25 protein-coding genes are annotated in these 23,698 nt (G+C 65.2%); 19 read left to right on the top strand and 6 right to left on the bottom strand.

Annotated features, from left to right (window positions below):
• Positions 1 to 13: 13 nt before the first annotated feature.
• The 3 genes from CVS48_RS17100 (at position 14) to dld (ending at position 3,024) form a co-directional block, all read left to right on the top strand.
• Positions 14 to 496: a disulfide bond formation protein B gene (locus CVS48_RS17100; RefSeq protein WP_100855471.1), complete on the top strand. Its 483-nt coding sequence runs from the start codon at positions 14 to 16 to the stop codon at positions 494 to 496.
• 98 nt (positions 497 to 594) lie between these two features.
• Positions 595 to 1,116 (top strand): M48 metallopeptidase family protein, encoded by a 522-nt coding sequence (locus CVS48_RS17095; RefSeq protein ID WP_100855470.1) that lies wholly within the window; start codon positions 595 to 597, stop codon positions 1,114 to 1,116.
• A gap of 99 nt (positions 1,117 to 1,215) precedes the next feature.
• Entirely contained in the window at positions 1,216 to 3,024 is a 1,809-nt protein-coding gene (dld, locus tag CVS48_RS17090) for a D-lactate dehydrogenase (protein WP_242001246.1), read from the top strand.
• Positions 3,025 to 3,119: 95 nt separating this feature from the next.
• Here dld and purF read toward each other — a convergent pair whose 3' ends face one another.
• From purF to folC, 4 genes are read right to left on the bottom strand one after another with little or no spacing between them, the layout of a single operon-like run.
• The gene (purF, locus tag CVS48_RS17085) at positions 3,120 to 4,640 is read right to left on the bottom strand and encodes an amidophosphoribosyltransferase (protein WP_100855469.1); all 1,521 of its coding nucleotides are present in this window, start codon (positions 4,638 to 4,640) and stop codon (positions 3,120 to 3,122) included.
• Positions 4,641 to 4,670: 30 nt separating this feature from the next.
• Positions 4,671 to 5,159, bottom strand: coding sequence for a CvpA family protein (locus tag CVS48_RS17080; protein WP_088588337.1), 489 nt, complete (start codon positions 5,157 to 5,159; stop codon positions 4,671 to 4,673).
• Positions 5,159 to 5,998, bottom strand: a complete 840-nt coding sequence (locus tag CVS48_RS17075; RefSeq protein WP_100855468.1) for an SPOR domain-containing protein — start codon at positions 5,996 to 5,998, stop codon at positions 5,159 to 5,161. The genes CVS48_RS17080 and CVS48_RS17075 overlap by 1 nt, the downstream gene beginning before the upstream one ends.
• Positions 5,999 to 6,052: 54 nt before the next feature.
• Positions 6,053 to 7,363 carry a bifunctional tetrahydrofolate synthase/dihydrofolate synthase gene (folC, locus tag CVS48_RS17070; protein WP_100855467.1) on the bottom strand — a complete coding sequence of 437 codons (1,311 nt, stop codon included), beginning with the start codon at positions 7,361 to 7,363 and terminating at the stop codon, positions 6,053 to 6,055.
• Between the two features lie 163 nt (positions 7,364 to 7,526).
• On the opposite strand from folC, the gene CVS48_RS17065 reads away from it, so the two are divergent.
• From CVS48_RS17065 to CVS48_RS17050, 4 genes are all read left to right on the top strand, one after another.
• Positions 7,527 to 7,943 (top strand): cupin domain-containing protein, encoded by a 417-nt coding sequence (locus tag CVS48_RS17065; RefSeq protein WP_100857710.1) that lies wholly within the window; start codon positions 7,527 to 7,529, stop codon positions 7,941 to 7,943.
• Positions 7,944 to 8,011: 68 nt separating this feature from the next.
• Positions 8,012 to 8,986, top strand: a complete 975-nt coding sequence (locus CVS48_RS17060) for a Bug family tripartite tricarboxylate transporter substrate binding protein (protein WP_172616190.1) — start codon at positions 8,012 to 8,014, stop codon at positions 8,984 to 8,986.
• Positions 8,983 to 10,215, top strand: a complete 1,233-nt coding sequence (locus CVS48_RS17055) for a CaiB/BaiF CoA transferase family protein (RefSeq protein WP_100855466.1) — start codon at positions 8,983 to 8,985, stop codon at positions 10,213 to 10,215. The genes CVS48_RS17060 and CVS48_RS17055 overlap by 4 nt, the downstream gene beginning before the upstream one ends.
• Complete coding sequence (locus tag CVS48_RS17050; RefSeq protein ID WP_050446573.1) at positions 10,215 to 11,381, top strand: acyl-CoA dehydrogenase family protein; 1,167 nt, start codon at positions 10,215 to 10,217, stop codon at positions 11,379 to 11,381. Before CVS48_RS17055 ends, CVS48_RS17050 begins: the two co-directional genes overlap by 1 nt.
• An 82-nt stretch (positions 11,382 to 11,463) precedes the next feature.
• Here the strand turns inward: CVS48_RS17050 and CVS48_RS17045 are convergent, their stop codons facing one another.
• A complete protein-coding gene (locus CVS48_RS17045) occupies positions 11,464 to 12,201 on the bottom strand; it encodes an IclR family transcriptional regulator (RefSeq protein WP_100855465.1) in 738 nt (245 codons plus the stop codon).
• Between the two features lie 143 nt (positions 12,202 to 12,344).
• Between CVS48_RS17045 and CVS48_RS17040 the strand changes: the two genes are divergently transcribed.
• The 7 genes from CVS48_RS17040 (at position 12,345) to CVS48_RS17010 (ending at position 17,602) form a co-directional block, all read left to right on the top strand.
• A complete protein-coding gene (locus CVS48_RS17040; RefSeq protein WP_100855464.1) occupies positions 12,345 to 12,722 on the top strand; it encodes a flagellar protein FlaG in 378 nt (125 codons plus the stop codon).
• A gap of 143 nt (positions 12,723 to 12,865) precedes the next feature.
• The gene (gene fliD / locus CVS48_RS17035) at positions 12,866 to 14,251 is read left to right on the top strand and encodes a flagellar filament capping protein FliD (RefSeq protein WP_100855463.1); all 1,386 of its coding nucleotides are present in this window, start codon (positions 12,866 to 12,868) and stop codon (positions 14,249 to 14,251) included.
• Between the two features lie 24 nt (positions 14,252 to 14,275).
• Positions 14,276 to 14,704: a flagellar export chaperone FliS gene (gene fliS / locus CVS48_RS17030; protein WP_100855462.1), complete on the top strand. Its 429-nt coding sequence runs from the start codon at positions 14,276 to 14,278 to the stop codon at positions 14,702 to 14,704.
• Positions 14,705 to 14,751: 47 nt separating this feature from the next.
• Positions 14,752 to 15,105, top strand: coding sequence for a flagellar protein FliT (locus tag CVS48_RS17025; protein WP_100857708.1), 354 nt, complete (start codon positions 14,752 to 14,754; stop codon positions 15,103 to 15,105).
• Entirely contained in the window at positions 15,102 to 16,445 is a 1,344-nt protein-coding gene (fliK, locus tag CVS48_RS17020) for a flagellar hook-length control protein FliK (RefSeq protein WP_100855461.1), read from the top strand. The genes CVS48_RS17025 and fliK overlap by 4 nt, the downstream gene beginning before the upstream one ends.
• Positions 16,445 to 16,774 (top strand): EscU/YscU/HrcU family type III secretion system export apparatus switch protein, encoded by a 330-nt coding sequence (locus CVS48_RS17015; RefSeq protein WP_167401012.1) that lies wholly within the window; start codon positions 16,445 to 16,447, stop codon positions 16,772 to 16,774. The genes fliK and CVS48_RS17015 overlap by 1 nt, the downstream gene beginning before the upstream one ends.
• A gap of 24 nt (positions 16,775 to 16,798) precedes the next feature.
• Entirely contained in the window at positions 16,799 to 17,602 is an 804-nt protein-coding gene (locus tag CVS48_RS17010; RefSeq protein WP_100855460.1) for a flagellar brake protein, read from the top strand.
• A gap of 82 nt (positions 17,603 to 17,684) precedes the next feature.
• Here the strand turns inward: CVS48_RS17010 and fliE are convergent, their stop codons facing one another.
• Positions 17,685 to 18,017, bottom strand: coding sequence for a flagellar hook-basal body complex protein FliE (fliE, locus tag CVS48_RS17005; RefSeq protein ID WP_100855459.1), 333 nt, complete (start codon positions 18,015 to 18,017; stop codon positions 17,685 to 17,687).
• A gap of 320 nt (positions 18,018 to 18,337) precedes the next feature.
• Between fliE and fliF the strand changes: the two genes are divergently transcribed.
• The 5 genes from fliF to fliJ are packed head-to-tail and all read left to right on the top strand — an operon-like array spanning position 18,338 to position 23,691.
• Positions 18,338 to 20,017, top strand: coding sequence for a flagellar basal-body MS-ring/collar protein FliF (gene fliF, locus CVS48_RS17000; RefSeq protein WP_100855458.1), 1,680 nt, complete (start codon positions 18,338 to 18,340; stop codon positions 20,015 to 20,017).
• Positions 20,007 to 21,017: a flagellar motor switch protein FliG gene (gene fliG, locus CVS48_RS16995; protein ID WP_100855457.1), complete on the top strand. Its 1,011-nt coding sequence runs from the start codon at positions 20,007 to 20,009 to the stop codon at positions 21,015 to 21,017. The genes fliF and fliG overlap by 11 nt, the downstream gene beginning before the upstream one ends.
• Positions 21,010 to 21,753: a flagellar assembly protein FliH gene (gene fliH / locus CVS48_RS16990; RefSeq protein WP_100855456.1), complete on the top strand. Its 744-nt coding sequence runs from the start codon at positions 21,010 to 21,012 to the stop codon at positions 21,751 to 21,753. Before fliG ends, fliH begins: the two co-directional genes overlap by 8 nt.
• Positions 21,750 to 23,249, top strand: a complete 1,500-nt coding sequence (gene fliI, locus CVS48_RS16985) for a flagellar protein export ATPase FliI (RefSeq protein ID WP_419191440.1) — start codon at positions 21,750 to 21,752, stop codon at positions 23,247 to 23,249. Before fliH ends, fliI begins: the two co-directional genes overlap by 4 nt.
• Positions 23,242 to 23,691, top strand: a complete 450-nt coding sequence (fliJ, locus tag CVS48_RS16980; protein ID WP_100855455.1) for a flagellar export protein FliJ — start codon at positions 23,242 to 23,244, stop codon at positions 23,689 to 23,691. The genes fliI and fliJ overlap by 8 nt, the downstream gene beginning before the upstream one ends.
• Positions 23,692 to 23,698 lie beyond the last annotated feature (7 nt).

The following is a 23,698-nucleotide window of genomic DNA, read 5'->3' as shown; positions in this document are numbered from 1 at the left end:
GACAAGCTAAAAAATGACTACCCGCTCTGAACACCTGCTTCGCCTGATTGCCCTGCTTTGCTTCGGCGCAGTGGGCGTGGCCCTGGTTTCTCAACACGTTTTCGACATGCCGCCCTGCGCCTGGTGCGTGCTGCAACGCCTGATCTATCTGGTGATCGGCGTGGTGGCGCTGGTGGGCGGCTTTGGCGGCGGCCGAGTGCTGACTCGCATCGCCGGCGCACTGACGGCACTGCTGGCCGTGGCGGGCGTTGCCGCCGCCTGGTACCAGCACAGCGTGGCGGCGAACATGCTGTCGTGCGACCAGACCTTTGCCGACCGCTTCATGACCGGCATCGGCCTGGAAGGCAACGTGCCCTGGGTATTCGGCATTTTCGCCACCTGCATGGACGCCAAGGTGCAGGTGCTTGGCCTTGAATACGCCCTGTGGAGCCTGGCGCTCTTCGTGGTCATGTTCTTCATGGCGCTACCCGTCGCCTTCAGCCGCGCCCGAGCCTGAATCCAAACGCGGACGCGCGCCTGGCGGCCCGCGCCTGACAACACCGCGCCGGTTGCCCCCCATAAGGCGGCGCGGCCACGCGGAGGTCTACTCAAGCTGTGACTACCCTGAAATACCTGACCGGCTATCCGGAACCCCTGCTCGTCCAGGCCCAAACGCTGCTTGAGCGCGGCAAGCTGGGCGCCGCCCTGCTGTCGCGTTACCCGGATGGCCCGCACGATGTCCGCACGGACCGCGCGCTGTACCAGTACGTGACGGACCTGAAGAACACCTATCTGCGCAACGGCGACCTGATCAATAAAGTTGCCTACGACAGCAAGATCCATGTGATCCAGCACGCCCTGGGCCAACACACCTACATCTCGCGCGTGCAGGGCGGCAAGCTGCGCGCCAAGCACGAGATCCGGGTGGCGACGCTGTTCAAGACCGTGCCGGCCGAATTCCTGAAGATGATCACCGTGCACGAATTGGCGCACCTGAAAGAGAAGGACCACAACAAGGCCTTCTACAACCTGTGCCTGCGCATGGAGCCGCACTATCACCAATACGAATTCGATCTGCGGCTATACCTGACGCACCTGGAGGCCACGCGCGAATCGTTGTGGGCGCCCAAGGGCTGACTGGCCGCCGCCCTAGCGTGAATCTTCGGTATGATGGCCCCGCGCGCGACGCCTCGCTCGCCATCGAACTTTCGCCGAATCAGGCCCCTCCCCACTACCATGACGCTTTCGTCCAACATGACCGAGGGCCCCGCCCTGCTGGCGCAACTGCGCGCCGTGGTCGGCCCCACCCATGTACTGACCAGCGACGCGGCCACGCGCCGCTTTTGCAGGGGGCATCGCACCGGCGAAGGCAAAGTCCTGGCCGTGGTGCGGCCGGGCACGTTGCTGGAACAATGGCGCGTGTTGCAGGCCGTGGTGCAATCCGGCCGCATCGTCATCATGCAGGCGGCCAACACGGGGCTGACCGGGGGCTCTACGCCAGACGGCGATCACTACGACCGCGACATCGTCCTGATCAACACGCTGCGCATTCCGGGCATTCAGCTTATCCGCGATGGCAAGCAGGTGGTTTGCCTGCCCGGCGCCACGCTGGATCGCCTGGAACAGGCGCTGGCGCCGCTGGGGCGTGAGCCGCATTCGGTGATCGGGTCGTCTTGCATCGGCGCGTCCGTGTTGGGCGGGGTGTGCAATAACTCCGGCGGCGCCTTGATGCGGCGCGGCCCTGCCTACACCGAACTGGCCCTGTACGCGCGCGTGGACGACGACGGTTCACTAAGCCTGGTGAACCACTTGGGCATTGAACTGGGCGCAACGCCCGAAGACATCCTGACCCGCTTGCAGGCCGGGCAATATGGCCCGGACGACATCCGCGATGACGCGGGCGCCGCGTCGGATCCGCGCTATGCGCAGCACGTGCGCCAAATCGACGAACCCACGCCGGCCCGCTTCAATGCGGACCCGTCGCGCCTGTTCGAGGCCTCGGGTTCCGCCGGCCGCGTCTGCCTGTTCGCCGTGCGCCTGGATACGTTTGAACGCGAACCCAGCACCGTCTTTTATATCGGCAGCAACCAACCCGACGATTTGACGGCCGTGCGCCGGCAATTGTTGGCCGAGCTGCCGCGCCTGCCCATCGCGGGTGAATACATCCATCGCGACGCCTTCGATATCGGCGCGCGCTACGGCAAGGACGTGTTCTTGCTGATCGAAAAGCTGGGCACGGCGCGCGTGCCGCAGGCGTTTGCGATCAAGAGCCGGGTCGACGGGTTTTTCGAGCGCTTGGGGCTGCACGGCCTGGCCGACCGCTTGATCCAGGCCGCCACGGCATTGTGGCCCCAGCACCTGCCGCGCCGCATGCGCGACTATCGTGATCGCTACGAACACCATTTGCTGCTGCGCGTGTCCAACGACACCGCCGACGCCACACGCGCGTTCCTGCAACGGCATTTCGACGGACGCGGCGATGCGGCGTTCTTTGAATGCAGCGCCGACGAAGGTCGCAAAGCCTTTCTGCATCGCTTCGCCATCGCGGGCGCGGCGATTCGCTATCGCGACACCCACCGCTCATCGGTCGAGGACATTGTGCCGCTGGACATTGCGCTGCGCCGCAACGACCGCGACTGGGTTGAAACGCTGCCCGCCGACATGGAACGCGACATCGTCCACAAGCTCTATTACGGCCATTTCTTCTGCCACGTGTTCCACCAGGACTACATCGTGCGCAAAGGCGTGGACCCGATCGCGATGGAAAAGCGCATGTGGACCTTGCTGGACGCGCGCCAGGCCGAGTACCCCGCCGAGCACAATGTGGGCCACTTGTATGTGGCCAAGCCCGCGCTGGCCGCGTTCTATCGTGAGTTGGACCCCACCAACACGTTCAACCCGGGCATCGGGCACACGTCGAAGCTGCTCAACTGGGGCGCGTGCTGCGGGCAACAAGGCATGCCGGCCGCCTATGGCATTCAGGACAGCGGCATTCAGGCCAGTGGTATCCAGGCCGACGGCAACGATGGCGCCAACGCCACATAGCAGCGGCAAGCAAGCCGAGCGGGCATAAAAAAATGCCGTTCACGCAAGTGAACGGCATTTTTGTTGATGCCTTGTCAGCCCTACCCCAATGGAACTCAGGCGTCGTTGGCGGCGTAGCCCATGTTGAATTGCAGGCCGCTTGCGCCTTCGTCCTGGCCGGGTTCGGCGCGCGACTGGCCCAGGCGGGCCAGGTATTCGGCGGTGATGTCGCCCGTGATGTATTCGCCATCAAAGCATGAGGCTTCGAAGCGCGACATCTTGGGGTTCAGGTCACGCACCGATTGCTGCATGTCGGACAGATCTTGATAGATCAGCGAGTCGGCGCCGATCGCGCGGGCGATTTCCTCGTCGCTGCGGCCGGTGGCGATCAGCTCCGATTGCGTGGGCATGTCGATGCCGTACACGTTCGGGAAGCGGACCGGAGGCGCGGCGGACGCGAAGTACACCTTGTTGGCGCCGGCGGCGCGGGCCATGTCGACGATTTCGCGGCTGGTGGTGCCGCGCACGATGGAGTCATCGACCAGCAGCACGTTCTTGCCCTTGAACTCCATGCCGATGGCATTGAGCTTCTGGCGCACGGACTTACGGCGCACGGCTTGGCCCGGCATGATGAAGGTACGGCCCACGTAGCGGTTCTTGATGAGCCCTTCGCGGTAGTCCAGGTTCAGGCGGGCAGCCAACTGCATGGCGGCGGGACGCGAGGAATCCGGAATCGGCATGACGACGTCGATGTCGCCCAGGCGCATGTTGCGCGCGACCTTGTCGGCCAGGTATTCACCCATGCGCAGGCGGGCGTCGTAGACCGACACGCCGTCGATCAGCGAATCCGGACGCGCGAAGTACACGTATTCGAAAATGCAGGGCACCAGTTGCGGGTTGTCGGCGCACTGGCGGCTGACGAAGCGGCCGTCCAGGTCGACGAACACGGCTTCACCGGGTTCGACGTCGCGCACGAAGACAAAGCCGCTGCCTTCCAGCGCCACGGATTCCGAGGCCACCATCCATTCGACGCCTTCGTCGGTTTCCATGCGGCCGATACACAACGGGCGAATGCCGTTGGGATCACGGAACGCCAGCAGGCCGTAACCAGAAATCTGCGCGACGACGGCATAGGCGCCACGCACGCGCTTATGCACGGCCGACACTGCACGGAAAATGGCGTCATCATCCAGCGACACGCCGTTGGCCGACGATTGCAGTTCGTGCGCCAGCACGTTCAGCAGCACTTCGGAATCGGAATTCGTGTTGATGTGGCGGCGGTCGACGCGGTAGAGCGATTCACGCAGTTCACGCCAGTTGGTCAGGTTGCCGTTGTGGGCGAACATGATGCCGAACGGGGCGTTGACGTAGAACGGCTGGGCCTCTTCCTCGCTGGCGCTGGAGCCCGCGGTGGGATAGCGGACCTGGCCGACGCCGGACGTACCGGGCAACGAACGCATGTTGCGCGTACGGAAGACGTCGCGCACCAGGCCGTGCGCCTTGTACATATTGAATTGGTTGCCTTGCGACGTCGCGATGCCCGCGGCGTCCTGCCCGCGATGCTGCAACAGCAGCAAGCTGTCATAGAGCAGCTGGTTGACCGGCCCGCGCCCGATGACCCCTACGATTCCACACATGGTGAGATTTCCTGGTTGATTTGAAGCTAATCAATACGGCAGCCAAGTCGCCAAAGACGGCGGCAGCCACGTTTTGATATGTTTGATGGCCTCGATGGCCGAATGCGAAAACATGGCGTCCTTCCACCACGGCTCTTGGGGCAGCGGCGTATAGCCGGCAGCAGCCACCAACGCCAGCACAATCACCAGACCACGGGCCAGCCCGAACATACCGCCCAGGCCGTGATCGGCGGGGCTGAGTCCGGTACTGCGGATCAAGGCGGCTAGCGTCATGTTGACCAAACCCACACCGAGCAGCACTAGGATGAACACCACGGCGTATGAGACTCCCATGCGCAGCAGCGTCGTTTCAATATAGGGCTCAAGCCACGTATACACCGTGGGGCCCCACCATATCGCGGCCACGAAGGCCAGCAGATAGGCGACCAGCGACAGCACCTCTTTGAGCAGGCCGCGCACCAGGCCCAGCACACCCGAGACCGCCAGGATGGCCAGCACGACGAAGTCGAAGCCGGTCACTATTGGGCGGCAATAAAACCATTGTCATAGCCCAAGGTGCGCAACCGCGCCTGGGCCGCCTGCGCCGCCTCGCGCGAGGGGAACGGCCCCACACGCAGACGGTACTGCTGTTTGCCTCCGATGGAGGCTTGTTCCACAAAGGCGTTGGTGACGCCGGCCTGATGCAGTTTGCCGCGACGCGATTGAGCGTCTTCCGACGTGGTGTAGGCCGCAATCTGCAATACGAAATTGCCCTTGGCGGCAGGCTTGGGCGCCGGCGCGGCGGCGGCCGGCGCGGCACGCCCTTCCAGCAGCGCCAAGGCTCGCGCGCCGTCGTCGGAGCGCGTGTCGGGCTTGGGCGGCGTGGCCGGCTTGGTGACTTCGGGCTTGGGCTTGACTTCAGGCTTGGGCGCCACGAGCGGCGGCGTCACCTGCACGGTGGTCGTGTGCGGGGCTGCCGATTCGGGCGGCGCGGAAGTCGTAGGCGGGGTCGACGGCGTGGACGTCACGGGCGGCGGCGTGGGCACCGTGGAATCCGCGGGCGTCGCGCCATTGCCCGCAACCACCGGCGCGTTCGCGGTGCCGCCCGCCTGGGGCGCGGCTTGCGGGTCGCTTACCTGGGGTTGGAACGGGGTGTTGCGTTCTGGCACGCGGATGGGAATGTTGTCGGCAACCGGCACGGGCTGCGAATCAAGCACCATGGGCAGAATGATGACTGCCGCCAGCACCAAGGCGACGGCGCCTGCCAACCTGCGCCGCGCACGGCCGCGCAGCTCCGCAGCCTGAACCTCGCTAGGCACCGCCGCCCGTTTGGAGGGCTGCGCCTGGTCGGCAGGATCCTTGCGATTGAAAAAACCCATGGAAGAGAATTCCTTGCGGCAATGTGGCGGCGGGCCGCCATGACCCGTTTTTGCCTATGCCTTGCGACCCAGTGCCTGCAAAACCGAGGCCACGGTGAGAAACGACCCAAACACGACGATTCTATCATTCTCGACCGCCTGTTCGCGCGCCGCGGCATAGGCCTGGGCGGGATTTTCGAAGGCGGTGATGCTGGGGCTTTCCGCCCCCGCGGGCGATGGTGGCAAGGCGGCGGCGAGCTTGTCAGCCAGCGCCTGGCCCGACATGCCGCGCGGCCCGGGCAGGCCCGCGCAATACCAGTGGTCGATGCGGGTGCCCAGCTTGGCCACGACACCGGCGAGGTCCTTGTCGTTCAGCATGCCGAACACCGCGTGGGTGTACGGATGGAACCCCATGTTGTCCAGGTTCTGCGCCAGCACGGCGGCGGCATGCGGGTTGTGGGCCACGTCCAGGATCACCGTGGGCTGGCCCGGCAGGATCTGGAAGCGCCCTGGCAGCGAGGCTTGCAGCAGCCCCAGGCGCACGGCCTGCTGCTGCACCGGCAAACGATCGCGCACGGATTCCAGCGCGGCCAACGCAGCTGACGCATTCAACAGCTGGTTGGCGCCGCGCAGGGCCGGATAGGCCAGCGCGCTGCGGCGCTGTTCGCGCCCGCCATACGCCCACTGTTGGCGGTCGCCGGAATAGTTGTAGTCGCGGCTGAACAGCCAGAGGTCCGCGCCGATTTTTTCCACGTGATCCAGCAGCGATTGCGGCGGAACCGGGTCGCTGCAGATGGCGGGCCGGCCGGCGCGATAGATGTGGGCCTTTTCGAAGCCGATTTTCTCGCGGGTATCGCCCAGCCAGTCGGTGTGATCAAGGTCAACGCTGGTGACGATGGCGCAATCGGCGTCGACGATGTTGACGGCATCCAGCCGGCCGCCCAAGCCCACTTCCAGCACGACCGCATCCAGGCGCGATTGCGAAAACAGGCGCAAGATGGCCAGCGTGGTGAATTCGAAGTACGTCAGCGAGATGTCGCCACGCGCCGCCTCGACGGCCTGGAACTGAGCGATCAGGTCGCCGTCCGAGGCGATCTGGCCGTTGACGCGGGCGCGCTCATTGAAGTCGATCAGGTGCGGCGACGTATACAGCCCCACCTTGTAGCCGGCCGCAAGCAAAATGGCTTCCAGCATGGCACAGGTGGAGCCCTTGCCATTGGTGCCGCCCACGACAAACTTCACGCCTGACAGTTCAAGCCCCATGCGGGTGGCCACTTCGCGCACGCGATCCAGGCCCATGTCGATCGCCGTGGCGTGGATGGATTCCAGGTATTGCAACCAATCAGACAGGGTGGCGGAGGCGTCAGGCGGACAAACGGAAGACATGGCGGGCCGTGAAAGAAGATCAGCGCCGGATTTTAGCAGTCCGCGCACGGTGTTTTCCCTAATCCCCTAGAGCGCGACACAGTATCCGACCCGAAAAAGCGCTTGCCGATGTTTTTCTCATACGTGAAAATGAATTTACGTATGAAAATTTAGATGGATGAACATGACGCAAGCAAACTCCCCCAGCTGGCTGGTCCGCGAAGCCGAGGTGCCCGGCTATCACCCCGCCAATCACACCGGCACCTTGAACCGCCGCCTGATCGGGCCCGATACCGTGGGCTCTCGTGGCGTGGAAGTGCTGCTGGGCGTCATCGAAAAAGGCCAGGGCGCGTTGCCGCACGCGCATCCGGGCATTGAACAGGTCTGCTACCTGCTGTCGGGCACCGCGCGCGCCCAGGTGCAGGACGAGTCGGCCGACATGGTCGCGGGCGACTGCTGTTATTTCCCGCCCGACGTGCCCCACGTTTTTACCGTGACCAGTGACGAGCCGGCCAGGCTGCTGGTGATCTACACCCCCCCTTATGAAGAATCCCCCGATCGCGTGATCCGGGACTTTCCGGCGCCACCGCCTGCCGCCTGACACCAGGCGGCAACAGGCAGCGGACGCAGAGCCGCGCCTGAATTCCCTATAAAACTGGAGACAACCCCATGCACCCTTTCCGTTTGCTAAGCGCCGCCGTGGTCAGCGGCGCGGCCTTGATGGCTGCCCCCGCCGCCCACGCGGCGTCCGACTATCCCAACAAGCCCATCACCCTGATCGTGCCCTTCCCGGCCGGCTCGGGCACCGATGCGGTCGGCCGGATATTCGGGTCTGAACTATCGGCCATCCTGGGCCAGCAGATCGTTGTGGAAAACAAGCCGGGCGCCAACGCCACCATCGCGGCCAGCTATGTGGCCCGTGCCAAGCCCGACGGCTACACGCTCTTCGTCACCACCAACACCTCGCACTCGGCCGCGCCCTGGCTGATGAAGAACGTGTCCTATGACCCGGTCAAGGATTTCACCCCGATCGCGCGCGGCGGCAACCTGCCCTTCATCCTGGTCGTGAACCCCAAACGCCCGTGGAAGAACGTCAGCGAACTGGTGGCCGACGCCAAGAAAAACCCGGGCCGCATCACCTATGCCAGCGGCAACAGCACCGGCATCGTGGCCGGCGCCACGCTGGCCAACCGCGCCGGCATCGACATCCTGCACGTACCTTACAAAGGCACCCCGCAAGGCTTGACCGATGTGGTGGGCGGCCAGGTGGACTTCATGTTTACCGACCTGACTTCCGGCCTGCCTTTCGTGCAGTCGGGCCAATTGCGCGCCCTGGCCGTGTCCACCGCCGAACGCAGCGCCATCGTGCCCGACCTGCCCTCCATGGCCGAGGCCGGCGTGAAGGACTTTGACCTGAATTCCTGGAACGGCTATTTCGGCCCCGCCGGCCTGCCGCCGGAAGTGGTGGCGAAGCTGAACGCCGCCATCAACCAGGTCGTGGCCAAGCCCGAGGTCAAGAAGCGCTTGGCGGACCTGGGTTTTGACGCCTTTTCCAGCACCCCCGAAACGTTCGCGCAGTTCGTCAGCGACCAGCGCACGCTGTGGGGCAAGCTGATCAAAGATGCAGGAATCGAACAGCAATGACCACGCCCTCCACCCCTGAGGCCACGCCGGCCGGCCCGCTGACCGGCGTGCGCATCCTGGACCTGAGTTCGGTCGTGATGGGTCCCTATGCCACGCAAACCCTGGCGGACCTGGGCGCCGACGTGATCAAGGTGGAATCGCCCGCGGGCGACAACATGCGGGCCGTGGGACCCATGCGCAATCCCGGCATGGGCCACCTGTATCTGCACCTGAACCGCAACAAGCGGTCCATCGTGCTGGACCTGAAGACGCCCGAGGGGCTGGAGGCCTGCCTGAAGCTGGCAGAAAGCTGCGACGCCCTGCTCTACAACATCCGGCCGCAGGCAATGGCCCGGCTGGGCCTGTCCTACGAGACGGTGGCGGCGCGCAACCCGCGCATCGTCTACCTGGGCGCCTACGGGTTTGGCGAGGCCGGGCCGTACGCCGGCCGGCCCGCCTACGACGACCTGATCCAGGGGCAGACAGGCATCGCCGCGCTGTCGGCCCAGCAAAGCGGCGACGTGCCCCGCTACGCGCCGCTGACGCTGGCCGACCGGGCGGTGGGCTTGCACGTGGCCATCGCCCTGGTGTCGGCCGTGCTGCACGCCAAGACGACGGGACGCGGCCAGCAGGTGGAAATTCCCATGTTCGAAGGCATGGCCCACCTGGTGCTGGGCGATCACCTGGGTGGCGCGACGTTCGAGCCGCCCATGGGCCCGACCGGCTACGCCCGCCTGCTGGCGCCCCATCGCCGGCCCTACGCAACGGCCGATGGCTACCTTTGCCTGCTGATCTACAACGACAAGCACTGGCGCAATTTCTTTGACCTGATCGGCCAGTCCGAATTGGCCGAAGATCCGCGCTTTTGCACGCACGGCGCACGCGCCGCGCATATCGATGAGGTCTACGCCTATGTGGCCGACGTGATCCGCACCCGCCCCACGCAGGAGTGGCTGGACGCCCTGGCCCGCGCGGACATTCCCGCGTCGCAGCTCTACACGGTGGACGACCTGCTGGTAGACGAGCACCTGACCGCCACCGACTTCATCCGCCATGTGGATCACCCTAGCGAAGGCCCCCTGCGCACCCCCGCGCCGCTGGGCCAGTACCAAGGCACGCCCACGTCCCTGCGACGGCCCGCCCCCCGGCTGGGCGAGCACAGCCGAGAGGTGCTGGCCCAAGCCGGCTACGACGACGCCCGGATCGACGCGCTGGTCGCCCGCGGCATTACCCAGGATGGAAACCACTGATGGACTTTGCCTTCACCCCCGAGCAGTTGGCGCTGCGCGACGCCGTTTCTCGCATCTGCGACCGCTACCCCGACGAATACTGGCTGGAACGCGACCGCGAAGGCGGCTTTCCCGAGCCGCTGCACGCCGATCTGGCGCGCGACGGCTGGTTGGGCATTGCGATGCCGCCGGAATACGGCGGCGCGGGCCTGGGCATGACCGAAGCCGCGCTGATGATGCAGACGATCGCCGCATCCGGCGCGGGTTTTACCGGCGCATCCGCCGTGCACATGAATATCTTTGGCCTGAACCCCGTGGTGGTGTTCGGCACCGACGAGCAGCGCGGCCGATGGCTGGAGCCGCTGATCGCCGGCCGCGAAAAGGCCTGCTTTGCCGTGACCGAGCCCGATGCCGGCCTGGACACCACCAAGCTGTCGACCCGCGCGGTGCGCCAGGGCGACGAATACGTGGTGCACGGCCGCAAGATCTGGATATCGACGGCGCAGGTCGCCACCAAGATGCTGCTGCTGGCGCGCACCACCCCGCTGTCCGAGGTAGACAAGCCCACCCAGGGCCTGTCCTTGTTCTATACCGATCTGGACCGCGAGAAGATCGAGGTGCGCGAAATCGAGAAAATGGGCCGCAAGGCCGTGGACTCGAACATGCTGTTCATTGATGGGCTACGCATTCCGGTGGCCGACCGCATCGGCGAAGAAGGCCGCGGGTTTGAGTACATCCTGCACGGTCTGAACCCCGAACGCATCCTGATCGCGGCGGAAGCCGTGGGCATTGGCCGCGCCGCGCTGGACCGCGCCGTGAAATACGCCGGGGAACGCACCGTGTTCGGCCGCCCCATCGGCCAGAACCAGGGCATCCAGCATCCCTTGGCGCAAGCCTGGATGCAACTGGAAGCCGCCGACCTGATGGTGTTCAAGGCCGCCAGCCTGTACGACGCCGGCCTGCCCTGCGGCCCCTATGCCAATACGGCCAAGTACCTGGCGGCCGAAGCCGGCTACAACGCCTGCCAAACGGCCGTGATGACGCTGGGCGGCATGGGCTACGCCAAGGAATACCACGTGGAACGGCTGCTGCGCGAGAGCTTCATTCCCCGCATCGCGCCGGTCAGCCCGCAGCTGATTATGTGCTTCATCGCGGAAAAGGTGCTGGGCCTGCCGAAGTCGTATTGACGAGGCATGTTGACGGCGCGCCAGGCGCAACGCCCAAGGCATATTGACGACAAGCCGGGCGCGACGCCCGGCCGGGGCCCATTCAGGCCTGCTGTTCCAGGGCGGTGCACGCCGCCCGCAAGATGCGCGCATAGGCCTCTTGCTGCGGCTCGATCCGGTAGATCGGGCCGCCCACCGAAATCGCATAGTGCTCGCCCGACAGGGTGACGGGCCAGGCGATGGCGCCCACGTCGGCGATCGATTCCCCACTGTTCATGAACCAACCGCGCTGACGCGAGCGTTGCAGGTCGTCTTCCAGCGCTTGCGGCGTGACCAGCGTGCGCTCGTTGTAGCGCGTCATCGGCATGTCGGACAGCAGGCTCTGCCGCGAGGGGGCATCCATCAGCGACACCAGCGCCTTTCCCAGAGAATTGGCGTGTACGTCCTTGAACTCGCCTGCAACGGGCGCGTATCGGATCGTATGTGGGGAATCCAGCACATCCAGATAGACCACCCGGCCATCCTGGGTGAGCTTGGCGAACACGACGGTTTCGCGGGTGGCGTCCCGTAATTCCGCCAGGCTGGGGTAAACGCGGTCCAAAACGGGGTCGGCGCGCGCGATGCGCTGCGCCATGGCAAGCAAGCGACCCGTGGGGTAATAGCCCTGGCGCCGGCCGGTTTCGTACAGGTAGCCCAGGCCCGTCAGCGTACGGATCAGCGCCAGGCAACTGGACACCGGCACATCCAGCAAGCGCGCCAGCTCCGACAAGGGCAGCGCGCGCTTCTCGCGGGCAAAGGTTTCGATGATTTCGATGACTCGCAGCGCCGTTTTGACACTCATTGCCCGATCCAAACTGATTAGCACGTGAAACACCCGTCCTTGCCGGGGGCTAAAGTTCCCTGCAAAGGTGCCGTAATCGTAGCTGAGAATTCCCTGAAAACAGCGCGTTCCTCCGAGACGCCCACATCGCCGCTGGAGTGATCATGGCCGTAACCCCCCTAGCCCCCGCTACGTTCGCACCCGCTGCGCCCGTGCAGGCACCCATCGCAGCCGAACCGGCTGTGAGCGTGACGCCCGCCGCCGCCGCCACGAACAGCGGCGCCTCCGACAGCGCCACGTCGGATCAACCAGATTCGCAAAAGCTGCCTTTGGACAAGGCGCTTGACGAAATCAACGACCAGATGAAGGCGTGGTCGACGCAATTGCAGTTCGAAATTGATCCGAATGTGCATCAGGTGGTGGTGTCGGTCGTGGATGCGGAGTCGGGCGATGTTATTCGCACGATCCCCAGCGAAACGGTACTCAAAATCGCCAAAATGATCGTGAACATGCAAGGCAACGGCATTAAAACCACTGCATGACCTGACCCTTAAAACAGTGTTCTTCAACTGTTTTGGCGCCTATGCGTGAGGGAAACCCCGAATTAGGCCCGCCTTATGCCCTTACCCGGCCAATCGCCGGCACCCTATTTTTGTCAGAATCGCTTCGCTAGGAAGGAAATCACATGGCTTCTATCACCAACCTTGGGTCCGTGTCCGGCTTGCCGCTGGAAAAGATCCTGTCGGACCTGCAAGACGCCGAGACGAAAAAGCTTTCGGTCTACACGACCCGCGCGGAAAGCTACAAAACTCGTATCGACGCTTACTCGCAGCTTCAAAGCGCGTTGGAAGCCCTGCAGTCTTCGGCCGCCGTGCTGGGCAAGACGGAAACGATGGCTGCCATCAAGGGCAGCGTCACTGGCGGTTCCGCCCTGACGGCCACGGTGGCGGCCGAGGGCGCAGTGGCTGGCGAATACACCATCGAAGTGAAGAACCTGGCGCGGGCGCAAAGTCTGCAATCGTCGGCGGTGCCTGACCGTACCGCCCAGAACGGCGCCACTGGCACCTTCGAAATCGAACTGGCCGACGGCACCAAGCGCACGGTCGACCTGAAGGACGATACGTCCTTGAACGGCATCGTCAAGGCCATCAACGCCGACGACAAGACCGGCGTGCGCGCCACCGTCATCAACGACGGCGACGGCAACAACTACCTGATGCTGACCTCGCGCGAGACGGGGGAAAAGGCAGCGGTGAAGTCCATCACGGTCAACGGCGACCCAAAGTTGGAAGACATCCTGACGTTCAGCACGGACGCCAACGGCGCAACCTCCGGCATGAAGGCCACCGCCGGACAGGACGCCGAAGTCATCATCAACGGCATCACGGTCAAGAGCGGTTCAAACAACATTTCGACCGCCATCGACGGCATTACGCTGAACCTGGCCGAAAAGACCGAAACCAACAAGCCCATCACCCTGAAACTGGAAGCCGATACCTCGGTGGCCAGCAAGGCGGTGCAGGACTTCGTCACCAAGTACAAGACGCTGCAAACCACGATCAAGAACCTGACCGCGTTCGACGCCGCGGCGGCCACCAACCAGCCGCTGACGGGCGACGGCACCACGCGCTCGATCCAGTCGGCCCTGTCCGGCGCCTTGCAAGGCGTGCTGGGCGACGGCACGCTGCGCTCGCTGGCAGATCTGGGCATCACCACCGATGCCACCGCCCGCGAACTGAAGCTGGACACGACCAAGCTCACCAAGGCTCTGACCGAGAACCCCGCCGACGTCACCAAACTGTTGACGGGCGAAAACGGCTTGGCGAAGAACATCGACGCCGCGCTCAAGGATGTGCTGGGTTCGACCGGCTCCTTGAAGACGCGCCAGGACGGCTTGGCCAAGTCGATCACCGCGTTGACCGCGCAGCAAGCGCGCGCCAAGGCATCGAGCGATGCTGAAATTGAGCGGATGCGCACGCAGTTCGTTGCGCTGGACACCTTCTATATGCAGATGCAAAGCACGGGCAGCTATCTGACCCAGCAGTTTGAGGCCATGAACAAGTCGAAGTAACCAACTTAAAAGAAGATGCATTAAATGACGTATGCCGCCCGACGGCCCTCAGGGTCTTATTCTGTTCGTTCCTACGCCGACATCGGCCTGGAAACGCAAGTCCTGGGCGCAAGCCCGGAGCGGCTGATCACCCTGCTGTATCTGGGAGCGCGGGCGGCCATCGGGCAGGCGCGCATCCATTTGAACGAAGGCCGCATCGCTGAACGCGGCGCGGCCATCTCGAAAGCGATCAAGATTGTCGATGAAGGCCTGAAAACGGGGCTTAACATGGAGGCCGGCGGCGACATCGCCGTCAACCTCGCCCTGCTTTACGACTACATCATCCGTACGCTGCTGACAGCGAACCTGAAGGCGGATGCCGAGCAGCTTGATATTGCCGACCGGCTGCTGGCCGATCTGGCCGAAGCTTGGCAGACTTCCATCGACCGGCCGGCTGGCGGCATGGAGCCGTAATGGCCCAAACCATGCCCCTAGCCAGCCTGAGAACGCCCGAGATTTCCATGACGTCCCTGACCCAGTCCCTTCCCGCCATCCTGGAGCACTACCAGGAAATTGCTTTCATCACGGGGGAAATGCTGACCGCCGCCAAGGCAGGCGACTGGGACCTGGCCATGGTCCATGGCCAGCAATATTGCGAGCGTGTCGAGCTCCTGCGCCAGACGGAACAAAAGGCGCCGCTGGACGAAGCCGGCCGCGCCATGAAGTACGACCTGCTCGTGCGGATTCTGGAAAACGATGCGCTGACGCGCGACCTGGCTATCCCGCAACTGGCCCGGCTGGGCGACCTGCTGGGACGCATGAAGCGCCAGCAGACGCTGCTGTCGGCCTACGGATATCAGGCGCCTGAAGAATGAGCGTCGGTCCCGCCGCACTCGGTAATGTCCTGGTGCAGCGGTTGGACGCCGTGCTTGGCACGACGATGTCCGCCGCGAACGCCAACCAGGTGTCGGGCGCACGGCCAGACGCCGTCAGCCAGCCCGGAGGCCTGGAAAAGCCCGGGTCGTCGGACGGTTCCACCCGCGATCCCCGGCAAGGCATACAAACTGGCGGCGCCCGAGGCGACCGCCAGAATGCCGTTGTCGACGCGAAGACGGCCGCCGCGCTGGCGCTGGCCGCGCGCGGCCTGGTCACCAGCAGCGACACCACCGCCTCCGCCCCGACCACGCTGGGCACCACCGCCCGCACGATTCTTGCCTTGCTGGCGCAGTTTCCCGAAGCCGCGCCCGCCGTCCAGGGGCGCGCGCCGCTCTGGAACGCCAATGGCGGCGCGGCCGGACAAGCGCCCGCGCAAGCCACGCCGCAGCCCGCGCCGGGTGCAGGCCAACCCCCGCCGTCCGGTCAAGCCGCCGCCGGGCAGCCCCCGGCCTCGGCCCCTACGTTACCTGCCGCGCCGACCACCGCCACTGCAACCGCAACCGCCGCGACCAGCGCGGATGCCGCCGCTGGCGCCAAGCTGACGCGGCCCGCCGGCCAGGCTGATGCCCATGCGGCACGCGGCGCCGACGCCGCGGCCCATGCCTCGTTGGCGGCAGGCGGCCCGACCGCCCGCTTGCTGGGCCAGGCGCTGCGCCAAGCCCTGCAAACCAGCGGCTTGTTCTATGAATCGCATTTGACCGACATGGTGTTCGGCCGCACCAACCCGGCCGCGCTCCAGGAAGAGCCGCAAGCCAGGATGAGCCGCGACACCGCCCAGCAAAACGCCACGTCGGCGCGCAGCCGTTCGGACGCATCAAGTACCGCGCGCACCGGTGGCGGCGCCGAGGCAACGTCGGGTAGCGGGTCGCCCGCGCCCGGCACGCCGGTGGCCGGCATCCACCAGGACCTGACCGTGCTGGTGCGCCAGCAGTTGGACGTGCTGGCCAACCAATCCCTGGCCTGGCAAGGCGAAGCCTGGCCCGGCACGCCGATGGAATGGGAAGTGGAACGCGACCCCTACGGTGGCGACCCCGATTCGGCCACGCCCACCTGGGCCACCCGGCTCAAGCTGGACCTGCCCCGCCTGGGGCTGGTGGATGCACGGCTGAACCTGGCGGGCGACCAGATCGTATTGCAATTGGTCGCGCCGCTGGCCGCCGCCGAAATCAATGATGCGTCCGACCAACTGCGCTCGCGCCTGCTGGCCGCGGGCTTGACCTTGAGCAATCTGGCGGTCAGCGTGACGGAGCCGCGCCCCGTCATGCCGACCGATTTCTGATGAGCAATACCCCCAATTCCCAGGGCATCGGCCTGAACGATGGCCCCAACGCCAACCGCAATGCCGCCGTCGCTATTTCCTATGACGACAAGGACGGCGCGCCGCGCGTGGTCGCCAAGGGCTACGGCCAACTGGCCGACACCATCGTGCGCGCCGCCGAAGAGAATGGCCTGTATGTGCACGAATCGCGTGAATTGGTTGGCCTGCTCATGCAGGTCGATCTGGACGCACATATTCCTCCCCAACTGTACGTAGCAGTGGCAGAATTGCTGGCCTGGCTTTATCGCCTGGAATCGCGCGAGCTTCCCCAAGCGGCGCCGCCCGCCTGACCTCAATCTTTAAGGACCACCATCGTGTTGGATGCCAGCGACCCGGAATTCCTGCTGACCCGGCCGGAAGACATGCGCTCCGCCCTGTTCGAGCTGACGCACCCCGACAGCCACATCCTGGTGCGCGACGCCGCCGACCGCGAAATGGCGGTGCTGGTGCTGGGCGCCGACAAGCAAACCCGCCAGTTCTTCTGGCGGCCGCGCGATTACGCCGGCGCTGACTTCGAGCAGTCCGACAGCATGGGCCTGTTGAGCGGCACCACTTTCCATTTCCACGCCACCGCCTATGGCGGCGTGCAGATCCGCTTTCGCGTGCAGCGCCCCGAAGTCATCCACTTCGACGACGGCAGCGCGGCGCTGATGTCGCCCTTTCCGGATCGCCTGGCCCGCATCCAGCGGCGCAAGATGTTTCGCGCCTCGCTGGTCACGGGCGCTGGCCAATGCCGGGCCAGTTGGCAGCCCGATGCCAAGACCAAGCCTTTCCAGTTCACGGTGCGCGATATTTCGGTCGACGGCGTGGGGCTGCGGGCCGCGCTTGCCGTGCCAGAATTGCCGGAACGCGGCACGGTGCTGGAAGACGTGCAGTTGGATTTTGGTGAACTGGGCAAGCTCAGCGCCAACCTGGAAGTGCGCAACATCTACCCCATTTCCGGCCAGCCGATGATTCAGCCCGACAGCCCGGACGACGCCGCGCCCCGGCACGTGTCGCTGACCGGCGAACCGCCAATGAGCCACATGGGCGCCGTGTTCTTGAATCTGGATGCGCGCCAGGAAAACTGGCTGCAGAAAGTGGTGTGGCGCCTGGAGAAAGGCGCGCAGCGCAATTAAGGCAAAACCACCCGCAACACCAAGCTAAGCCCCAATGCAAAAAGGCCTTTCCAATGGAAAGGCCTTTTTCAGATCGACGCCCTTACACGGCCATCGACGATATTTCCTTGTAGGCGGCAACCAGCTTGTTGCGCACCTGGACCGCCGTCTGAAAGCCAAGGCTGGCTTTCTGCATGTCGATGATCACATCGTTCAGCGAAATATCGGGCGCGCCCATTTCAAAGGCCTTCGCCTGCGCCGACGACGCGTTCTGGGCCGCGGTCACGCGGCGGATCGAGCGCTGCAACTCGGCGGCGAAACCGTCGGGCTGGCCCACCGATTCCCCCGCGGCGAGATTGCCGGTTTCCGCCTTGCTCACGACGGTGCGCATCTGCTGGAGCATGCCTTCGATGCCGTTCAAGCCTGATACAGCCATTACCTGATTCCTTGCTGGTTGGGCATATCGCCAATGTTGCCGCAGAGCGTAACGCCGATCGCGCACGCCCATAGCCGCTATAAACCGCCAAAAAACCCGACATTTCCTTGAATGCCGTCAACCGGGGCCGCATCGGCTGACCTTCGATCGACATAGAGGATAAGTAACGCCAAAAACCTGCTGTTTTCATCGATTGGGATTGTCGACCCAACGGCAATAATCCAGGCTCTCCCCAGACCAGAAGCACGTTGCATGTGTAATCTGCCCTACCAAGACATGAAGACTTTTTCCTTGCGCCGCGTAGCCAGCGGGAGCCATCGATGAATCAGCAGGCCACTCTGAGCTCGTCGCTGCTGGCGAAGTTCCCTGTGCTGGAAAAGGTCCGCGCACTGCCCAAGCCTATCTTGCTTGGCGCAGCTGCCGCCGTCATCGCGCTGATCGTCGCCACGGTGATGTGGAGCAGCGAACCCCAGTACAAGGTGCTGTTCTCGAACCTGGATGACCGCGACGGCGGCGCCATCGTGACGGCCCTGGGTTCCATGAACGTGCCCTACCGCTACAACGAAAACGGCACCGCGCTGCTGGTGCCGGCCGACCGCGTCTACGACGCGCGCTTGCAGTTGGCCTCGCAAGGCCTGCCGCGTGGCGGCTCCGTCGGCTTCGAGCTGATGGACAACGCCCGTTTCGGCGCCAGCCAATTCTCTGAACAGATCAACTACCAGCGCGGCCTTGAAGGCGAGCTGGCCCGTTCGATCGAAGCCATGAACACGGTGCAGCACGCCCGCGTCCACCTGGCCATGCCGCGTCAGTCGCTGTTCGTGCGCGAACGCCAGGCGCCTACGGCTTCGGTGCTGCTGAACGTGTACCCCGGCCGCAGCCTGAGCGACGCGCAAGTGTCCGCGATTTCCTGGCTGGTGGCCTCCAGCGTGCCTGAGCTCACCGCCGAAAGCGTGTCCATCGTTGACCAGAACGGCCGGCTGTTGTCGGCCCCGCTGGGCGAAGGCCGCGGCATGGACGCCGACCAGATGCGCTTTGTGCGCGAAGTGGAACAGCGCACCGTTGAACGCATCCTGACCATCCTGAATCCGCTGGTCGGCCCGGGCAACGTCCACGCCCAGGCCAGCGCCGACGTCGACTTCGCCCGCCGCGAAGAAACCTCCGAGGTCTACCGCCCGAACCAGGAACCTGGCCAGGCCGCCGTGCGCAGCCAGCAAACCAGCGATTCCACGCAGCGCGGCGTCAACCCCGCGCAAGGCGTGCCCGGCGCGCTGTCCAACCAGGCCCCGCCCAACGCGCAGGCCCCGCTGACGAACCCGCCCGCGCAGCCGCCGCAACCGCCGGCCAATGCTCAGCAACAGCAACAACAGCAGCAGCAACAACAGCAACAGCAGCAGACCGGCACCCAGGCGGCCACGGCCAACCTGAACGAGCGCCGCGACGCCACCACCAACTATGAAGTGGACCGCACCATCAGCCACATCAAGCAACCGGTGGGCAACGTCAAGCGCCTGTCGGTCGCCGTGGTGGTCAATTACGTGCGCGACAAGGACGGCGAGCCGCAAGCCCTGCCGCCCGAAGAATTGAACAAGCTGACCAACCTGGTCCGCGAAGCCATGGGCTATTCCGAAACGCGTGGCGACTCGCTGAACCTGGTCAACAGCCAGTTCAATGATGGCCCGCCGCCGCTGCCGATGTGGCGCGACCCGGAAATGATCGCCCTGTTCAAGACCATTCTTGCGTGGCTGGTGGGTCTGGTGGTTGCACTGTGGCTGTACCGCAAGGTGCGTCGCTCGGTCACCGAATACCTGTACCCGCCGGTGGATCCGGAAATGGCTGAAGCCGAGCGCCAGGAAGCGGCTCGCGAAGCCCAGGACGTGGCCCGCGCCAAGGAAGTCAACCGTTACGAAGACAACCTGGAACGCGCCCGCACAATGGCCAACAAGGATCCGCGCGCCGTCGCGATGGTCCTGCGCACCTGGATGAGCAAAGATGACAAATGATTCCACTCCGATGGACGGCATGACGCGCAGCGCCGTCCTGATGATGTCGCTGGGCGAAGACGCCGCGGCTGAAGTCTTCAAGTACCTGAGCGCCCGCGAAGTGCAGCAGGTGGGCGGCGCGATGGCCAGCCTGAAGCAGGTCACGCGCAACGACGTGGCCGTGGTGCTGGAAGAATTCCGCCAGGAAGCCGACCAGTTCATGGCCGTCACGCTGGGCTCGGACGACTACATCCGCAGCGTGCTGACCAAGGCGCTGGGCAGCGACCGCGCGGCCGGCCTGATCGAAGACATCCTGGAAGCCGGCGACGGCGGCAGCGGCATCGATGCGCTGAACTGGCTGGACCCGAACACCGTGGCCGAGCTGATCGGCGACGAACACCCGCAGATCATCGCGACGATCCTGGTGCACCTGGAGCGCGACCGCGCCGCCGGTGTGCTGGCGCTGTTGACCGACCGCCTGCGCAACGACGTCATGCTGCGCATCGCCACGTTCGGCGGCGTGCAGCCCGCTGCCCTGTCCGAACTGACCGAAGTGCTGAACTCCGTGCTGGCCGGCCAAGGCGCCAAGCGCAGCAAGATGGGCGGCGTGCGCACCGCGGCCGAGATCCTGAACATGATGAATTCCTCGGACGAGGAAACCGTTGTGGCCAGCCTGCGCGAGCGCGACAACGACCTGGCGCAGAAGATCATCGACGAGATGTTCGTGTTCGACAACCTGCTCGACGTCGAAGACCGCGCCATCCAGCTCATCCTCAAGGAAATCGACAACGACACGCTCATGGTCGCGCTCAAGGGCGCCCAGGAAGAGCTGCGCGCCAAGTTCCTGCGCAACATGTCCAGCCGCGCCGCCGAAATGCTGCGCGAGGACCTGGAAGCCCAGGGCCCGATCCGCATGTCGAAGGTCGAAGGCGAACAGAAGAAGATTCTGCAGATCGCCCGCCGCCTGGCCGAAAGCGGCCAGATCGTGCTGGGCAATTCCGGAGACGACGCGTATGTCTGAAGCGGACAACGGCGCGACGACGCTCATCTCGCGCAGTGCCGCCTGGCGGCGCTGGCAGATGCTGTCGTTCGACGAGCCGGAGACCGTCGACGTGGAGCCCGAACCGGAACCCGATCCGGGCCCCGACCCCGCCGTGGTGATGGCGCAGTTGCGCGCCCAGGCCATGGCCGAAGGACGCGAGGACGGTTACGCGCAAGGCCATGCGGCCGGCGTGGAAGCCGGCCAGCAGGCAGGCCACGAAGCGGGCTACGCCGCGGGCCGTGAAGCCGGCTACGCCGAAGGCCTGGCCCAGGCGCGTGAACAAGGCGCCGAAGAAGCGCAGCGCTTGCACGCGCTGGTGCAGGCTTGCGCCGCGTCGGTGGGTGCGCTGGAAGAAAAAATGGGCCAGAGCCTGCTGACGCTGGCCTTGGATATTGCGCAGCAGGTCGTGCGCACCACCCTGTCCGAACAACCCGAGGCCGTGGCCGCCGCCGTGCGCGACGTGCTGCACATCAACCCGTCGACGAATGGCCAGATGCGCTTGTGGGCCAACCCCGAGGACATCGAACTGATCCGCCTGCACCTGGCCGACGAACTCAAGGAAGGCCATTGGCGCGTGATGGCCGATGAATCCATCGCGCGTGGCGGTTGCCGCGCCGAAACGCCCTTTGGCGACATCGACGCCACGCTGCAAACGCGCTGGCGCCGCGTCGCGGCCTCGCTGGGCCGCAACGTGTCCTGGGAGGATCCGGCGTGAGCGGCAATCCGGCCCCGGCGCAACCCGGCCTGACGGCCGCGCCCGCCACGCCCGCCGCTACCGTGCCGGTGCTGGACCGTTGGAAGACGCAGCTGGAAATCGGTTCGATCCGCGCCGCCTCCACCGACCCCTGGCTGGTCAGCGGCAAGATCACGCGCGCCACCGGCCTGGTGCTGCATGCCACCGGCCTGCGCCTGCCCGTGGGCGCCGCCGCCCGCATCGAAATCGCGCGCGGCCATGACCACTGGGCCGATGCCGAAGTGGTCGGCTTTGACGGCCACACGCTGTACCTGATGCCGCAGGCCGATATTTCCGGCCTGCCGCCCGGCGCGCGCGTCGTGCCGGGCGAACCGCCCGTGCAACGCGCGATCCCGCTGCCGCGCAAGGCTGAATTGAATGGCAACGCCAAGCCGCAACTGGGCCGCCACCTGCCCGTGGGCAACGCGCTGCTGGGCCGCGTGCTGGACGGCGCCGGCCGCCCGCTGGATGGCCTGGGCCCGCTGACGGGCGCCGAACTGGCGCCCTTGTCCGCGCAGCCCATCAACCCCTTGTCGCGCGCCCCGATCGACACCGTGCTGGACACGGGCGTGCGCGCCATCAACGGCCTCCTGACCGTGGGCCGAGGCCAGCGCATGGGCCTGTTCGCGGGCTCCGGCGTGGGTAAATCCGTGCTGCTGGGCATGATGGCCCGCTACACCAAGGCCGATGTGATTGTCGTGGGCCTGATCGGCGAACGCGGCCGTGAAGTCAAGGAATTCATCGAACACAACCTGGGCCCCGAAGGCCTGGCCCGCTCGGTTGTCGTGGCGGCGCCCGCCGACGTGTCCGCGTTGCTGCGCCTGCAGGGCGCGGCCTACGCCACCCGCCTGGCCGAGCATTTCCGCGATCAGGGCCAAGACGTGCTGCTGATCATGGATTCGCTGACCCGCTACGCCATGGCGCAACGAGAAATCGCGCTGGCCATCGGCGAGCCGCCCGCCACCAAGGGCTACCCGCCGTCGGTGTTCGCCAAGTTGCCGATGCTGGTTGAACGCGCCGGCATGGGCGCGCCCGGCCCGTCCGGCAAAGCCGGTTCCATCACTGCGTTCTATACGGTGCTGGCCGAAGGCGACGATCAGCAAGACCCGATCGCCGACTCGGCGCGCGCCATCCTGGACGGCCACGTGGTGCTGTCGCGCCATCTGGCCGAAGCCGGGCACTACCCCGCCATCGATATCGAAGCGTCGATTTCGCGCGCGATGACTTCGCTGATCACGCCGCAGCAATTCTCCATCGTGCGCCGCTTCAAGCAGAACCTGTCGCGCTACCAGCGCAACCGCGACCTGATCGCCGTGGGCGCCTATGCGGCCGGCAACGATCCGCAGTTGGACGAAGCCATCGCGCGCTATCCGCGCCTGGAAGCCTTCTTGCAGCAAGACGTCGGCGAAAACATCGGCTACGACGACGCCGTCAACCAGTTGCGCGCCAGTTTCGAGTTAAGGGACACCTATGCCTAGCCAATTGCCCTTGGACATGTTGATCAACCTGGCCAAGGAAAGCACGGATGAAGCCGCGCGCCTGCTGGGTCGGCTCAGCGCCGAACGCACCAACGCCGAGCGCCAGCTCGGCATGTTGAGCGATTACCGCCAGGACTACCTGGAGCGGTTGCAGCAAGCCATGACGACCGGCATGTCCGCCAGCGATTGCCACAACTACCAGCGCTTCATCGGCACCCTGGACGACGCCATCAGCCAGCAGCAAACCGTGCTGCGCCAGGCGGATGACAACCTTGCCAAGGGCCGTCTGTACTGGCAGCAGGAAAAGCGCAAGCTCAGTTCCTACGACGCCCTGGCGCAGCGCGAAATGCGCGCGCAGGCCGTCGTGGAATCGCGCCGTGAACAGCGCGCCAATGATGAATATTCCGCCCGCCTGGTCCAGCGCCAGGCCGGGATGCATTAAGCAGCAC

It is taken from the genome of Achromobacter spanius, assembly GCF_002812705.1.
Lineage (GTDB): Bacteria > Pseudomonadota > Gammaproteobacteria > Burkholderiales > Burkholderiaceae_B > Achromobacter > Achromobacter spanius.
The sequence above is the reverse complement of the archived record's forward strand: the minus strand, read 5'-3'. Positions and strand labels throughout refer to the sequence as shown.

Excerpts from the sequence above, each read along its gene's own strand:
- fliS (WP_100855462.1), top strand. The coding sequence starts at position 14,276 with ATGACGTATGCCGCCCGACGGCCCTCAGGGTCTTATTCTGTTCGTTCC.
- fliK (WP_100855461.1), top strand. The coding sequence starts at position 15,102 with ATGAGCGTCGGTCCCGCCGCACTCGGTAATGTCCTGGTGCAGCGGTTG.
- CVS48_RS17055 (WP_100855466.1), top strand. The coding sequence starts at position 8,983 with ATGACCACGCCCTCCACCCCTGAGGCCACGCCGGCCGGCCCGCTGACC.
- dld (WP_242001246.1), top strand. The coding sequence starts at position 1,216 with ATGACGCTTTCGTCCAACATGACCGAGGGCCCCGCCCTGCTGGCGCAA.
- CVS48_RS17040 (WP_100855464.1), top strand. The coding sequence starts at position 12,345 with ATGGCCGTAACCCCCCTAGCCCCCGCTACGTTCGCACCCGCTGCGCCC.
- fliF (WP_100855458.1), top strand. The coding sequence starts at position 18,338 with ATGAATCAGCAGGCCACTCTGAGCTCGTCGCTGCTGGCGAAGTTCCCT.
- CVS48_RS17050 (WP_050446573.1), top strand. The coding sequence starts at position 10,215 with ATGGACTTTGCCTTCACCCCCGAGCAGTTGGCGCTGCGCGACGCCGTT.
- CVS48_RS17075 (WP_100855468.1), bottom strand. The coding sequence starts at position 5,998 with ATGGGTTTTTTCAATCGCAAGGATCCTGCCGACCAGGCGCAGCCCTCC.
- purF (WP_100855469.1), bottom strand. The coding sequence starts at position 4,640 with ATGTGTGGAATCGTAGGGGTCATCGGGCGCGGGCCGGTCAACCAGCTG.
- fliG (WP_100855457.1), top strand. The coding sequence starts at position 20,007 with ATGACAAATGATTCCACTCCGATGGACGGCATGACGCGCAGCGCCGTC.
- CVS48_RS17015 (WP_167401012.1), top strand. The coding sequence starts at position 16,445 with ATGAGCAATACCCCCAATTCCCAGGGCATCGGCCTGAACGATGGCCCC.
- fliE (WP_100855459.1), bottom strand. The coding sequence starts at position 18,017 with ATGGCTGTATCAGGCTTGAACGGCATCGAAGGCATGCTCCAGCAGATG.
- fliD (WP_100855463.1), top strand. The coding sequence starts at position 12,866 with ATGGCTTCTATCACCAACCTTGGGTCCGTGTCCGGCTTGCCGCTGGAA.
- fliJ (WP_100855455.1), top strand. The coding sequence starts at position 23,242 with ATGCCTAGCCAATTGCCCTTGGACATGTTGATCAACCTGGCCAAGGAA.
- CVS48_RS17045 (WP_100855465.1), bottom strand. The coding sequence starts at position 12,201 with ATGAGTGTCAAAACGGCGCTGCGAGTCATCGAAATCATCGAAACCTTT.
- CVS48_RS17100 (WP_100855471.1), top strand. The coding sequence starts at position 14 with ATGACTACCCGCTCTGAACACCTGCTTCGCCTGATTGCCCTGCTTTGC.
- fliH (WP_100855456.1), top strand. The coding sequence starts at position 21,010 with ATGTCTGAAGCGGACAACGGCGCGACGACGCTCATCTCGCGCAGTGCC.
- CVS48_RS17065 (WP_100857710.1), top strand. The coding sequence starts at position 7,527 with ATGACGCAAGCAAACTCCCCCAGCTGGCTGGTCCGCGAAGCCGAGGTG.
- CVS48_RS17060 (WP_172616190.1), top strand. The coding sequence starts at position 8,012 with ATGCACCCTTTCCGTTTGCTAAGCGCCGCCGTGGTCAGCGGCGCGGCC.
- folC (WP_100855467.1), bottom strand. The coding sequence starts at position 7,363 with ATGTCTTCCGTTTGTCCGCCTGACGCCTCCGCCACCCTGTCTGATTGG.
- CVS48_RS17025 (WP_100857708.1), top strand. The coding sequence starts at position 14,752 with ATGACGTCCCTGACCCAGTCCCTTCCCGCCATCCTGGAGCACTACCAG.